The 3,416-nt window shown below is 55.6% G+C and carries 3 protein-coding genes; all 3 read left to right on the top strand.

What is annotated here, in order from left to right:
- Positions 1 to 884: Gfo/Idh/MocA family protein (locus WBC85_RS13015; RefSeq protein WP_424437884.1), on the top strand; the 884-nt coding region annotated here is incomplete at its 5' end.
- Positions 881 to 2,545 (top strand): heparinase II/III family protein, encoded by a 1,665-nt coding sequence (locus WBC85_RS13010; protein ID WP_424437881.1) that lies wholly within the window; start codon positions 881 to 883, stop codon positions 2,543 to 2,545. The genes WBC85_RS13015 and WBC85_RS13010, both read left to right, overlap by 4 nt.
- Positions 2,530 to 3,416: glycosyltransferase (locus WBC85_RS13005; RefSeq protein WP_424437878.1), on the top strand; the 887-nt coding region annotated here is incomplete at its 3' end. The genes WBC85_RS13010 and WBC85_RS13005, both read left to right, overlap by 16 nt.

The following is a 3,416-nucleotide window of genomic DNA, read 5'->3' as shown; positions in this document are numbered from 1 at the left end:
GTACCAACAGTGTCGTGCATGGCAGCCGCATGGGTTTTTCTCATGCCAGTTCGGACAGCGCGGCGGTCCTCGCCGATCCCACCATCGATACCGTCGTCATTGCTACGCGTCATGACAGCCATGCCGCTCTCACCGCCGCGGCGCTGAAAGCGGGTAAACATGTGTTTGTGGAAAAACCACTAGCGATGGATCACAGCGGTCTGGCAGAGATAGAAGCAGCCTATGCAAAAGCGAACAGGCAGTTGATGGTTGGCTTTAACCGCCGATTTGCGCCGCAAATCCAGACGATGAAATCCCTGCTGGATGCCAGTGCCGAACCCAAGAGCTTTATCATGGTGATGAACGCGGGCGCGATTCCTGCCGATCACTGGACGCAGGATCCGGCCATTGGTGGCGGGCGGATCATTGGCGAGGCTTGCCATTACATTGATTTAATGCGCTATCTGGCCGGTGCTAAGATATCCAGCGTACAGGCACGACGCATGGGGGATGCCCCCAGTGTGGCGGTTACGGATGACAAGGTCTCAATCACATTGGGCTTTGCTGATGGATCGTTTGGATCATTGCATTATCTGGCCAACGGGGGTGCATCCTTTGCCAAAGAACGCATTGAAGTGTTCTCGGCCGGGGGCACATTGCAACTGGACAATTTCCTCAAGCTGCGCGGCTATAACTGGCGCGGGTTCCGCAAGAGCAGTTTGCGCCGTCAGGACAAGGGCCAACTGGCTTGCGCCAAGGCCTTTCTCAACGCAGTGCGCGCGGGCAGCATGGCACCAGAAGCCGCAGCAATTCCTGCCAGCGAGCTGTTTGAAGTGGCGCGCGTGACACTGGATGTAGCAGAGGCGCTGCGCAGCGGTTCTGATTATTCAAGCGGAATGCCATGATACGCTGGGTTTTGCGCTACTGGCACACGTTGAGGTACCTCAAAGTCGAGCAAATCGCGTTCCAGCTTTTGCGTCAAGTCTATCGGCCTAGTCCGCGCTCTGGCTCTGTGCTTGCACAACGTGCGCAAAGCAGCGATTGGGTTGCGCCTATCACCAAGTCTAGCAGTTTTACACCACCCGGCCACTTTACCTTCCTAGGCAAGAGCGGCAATCTGAGCGAGATCGGCTGGGACGGTCCAGAGCGAGCACTACTCTGGCGTTATAACCAGCATTATTTTGCTGATCTTCTAGCCAGTTCCGCCTCTGAGCGCACAGAAGCACATGCCGCTCTAATCACAGATTGGATTGCCGCCAACCCTGCGGGGCAAGGAACAGGCTGGCATGCCTATCCCACATCTCTGCGCATGGCCGCGTGGATCAAATGGGCGCTCGCGGGGAATCGCCTACCGGCTGGAGCCTGCGCCAGTCTTGCCGATCAGGCGCGCTGGCTCAGCCGCAACCTTGAACGCCATATTTTAGGCAACCACCTCTTTGTGAATGCCAAAGCCCTCCTGTTTGCAGGACTGTGGTTTGAAGGGCCCGAGGCTCAGACATGGCGCGATCTTGGTTTGAAAATTCTAGCGCGAGAATTTCCCGAGCAAATCCTAGCGGATGGTGGCCACTTCGAATTAAGCCCGATGTATCATTGCCTTGCGGTCGAGGATGTCCTTGATCTGGTGAACATCGCACAAAGCTTTGCCGCCGGTTTGGGAACCCAGGGTATGGCAGCGCTCTCGATGTGGCAAGAATTGGTGCCCCAGATGATGCGCTGGATGGCCGTGATGCGCCATCCAGACGGAGATATCGCTTTCTTCAATGATGCAGCGATTGGGATTGCGCCAGCCCCTGAGGTAGTAGCGAACTATGCCACCCGTTTGGGCTTTCCTAGTTTGCCCGAAATCGAGAGCCGCTTCACTCATCTGCAAGCCAGCGGATATGCGCGCGCAGCACTTGGCCCTGCGGTTCTCTTGGCGGATATGGCCAAGGTCGGCCCTGATTATCTGCCTGGTCATGCACATGCAGATACGCTCAGTTTCGAACTGTCTCTCGACGGATACAGATGTGTAGTAAACGGGGGCACTTCAGTCTACGGCACCAGTGCTGAACGCGTGCGTCAACGGGGAACAGCGGCCCATGCAACCGCTCTTGTGGACGGGCAGGATTCTTCTGAAGTCTGGTCCGGATTTCGCGTGGCGCGCCGCGCTTCTGTGAAGGATGTCCACAGTGAAATACATATAGATGAGATCAAGTTCGGCGCGACGCACACAGGCTATTTACGGTTAACGCGGAGCGTTCTACATAGTCGCACTTGGTCCTTGAGCAAAACCGGCCTGCTGATCAGCGATCACTTCAGCGGGCGCGGGCAGCACAATATCACCATAGGCCTGCCCATTGCCCCAGATTGGGCGTTATCATTAGAAGGACGGCAGGTCACGGGCCGACACGGCAAAACGTCACAGAACGTGACAATCACCGCGCCAGCCGAGACTGAAGTCGCGCTGCGCGATACCACGTGGCACCCCGAATTCGGTATCGCACTACCAGCTCAAAAAGTCGAAATCCGCAGTCAAGCAGATCTTCCCCTAACACTAGAAACAGAGATCACATGGCAGACATCTTGACCTCTCCGACGTCCAAAAAAACTCTGAAAATTCTGCTGATCAGTTTTTACTATCCTCCCGATCTGAGTGCCGGATCTTTCCGCATGGAGGCAATGGTAAAGGCGCTGCAGCGGCGCAGCGCGGCGCAGGGGCTGCATCTTGAAATTGACGTGCTCACCACGACCCCAAACCGTTACAGCGAAATTGCCATATCTCCGGCAGGGTTGGAAGAGCGCCCCAGTCTGCACATTCACCGCATCGCACTACCCAGCCACACAGGCGGCATCAAGGATCAATCACGCGCCTTTTTAAGCTATGCCCGCCAAGCGCTGAGGCTTTCGAAGGGCCAGACATATGATCTGGTGTTTGGCACCTCATCACGTTTGATGAGTGCCGCTTTAGCCGCACAAATCGCTCGGCGGAGCAGCTCCCGGCTGTATCTCGATATCCGCGATATTTTCACTGAGACCATGCAAGATGTTTTCGTCAAAAGCGTATTGCGTCATGTATTGGGACTTTTTCGCTTTATCGAGCGGCGCACATTCCGGCAGGCAGAACGTATTAGTATCAACTCGCCCGGCTTTGCCGCTCATATTGCACAGGTAGCTCCCAATGTGGGTGTGAAGGTTTTCACCAATGGCATAGACCCCGATTTCCTCACCGAAGACTTTTCCAAATCCGAAAACGCTACCGCGACTTTACCAAGCTTGCTTTATGCAGGAAATATTGGCGAAGGGCAGGGGCTAGAGAAGATCATTCCCGCCCTTGCCAAACGGTTTGCCGGACGCATGCAGTTTCGCATCATTGGAAACGGCGGAAGGCGCGCTGCCCTTGAACAAGCCCTGCAAAACGTTCCGCAAAACAGCGTCACGTTATCTCCAGCCATGGCACG

Source organism: Planktotalea sp. (assembly GCF_049680325.1).
In the GTDB taxonomy this organism is placed as follows: domain Bacteria; phylum Pseudomonadota; class Alphaproteobacteria; order Rhodobacterales; family Rhodobacteraceae; genus Planktotalea.
This window is presented reverse-complemented; position numbering and strand designations above follow the sequence as displayed.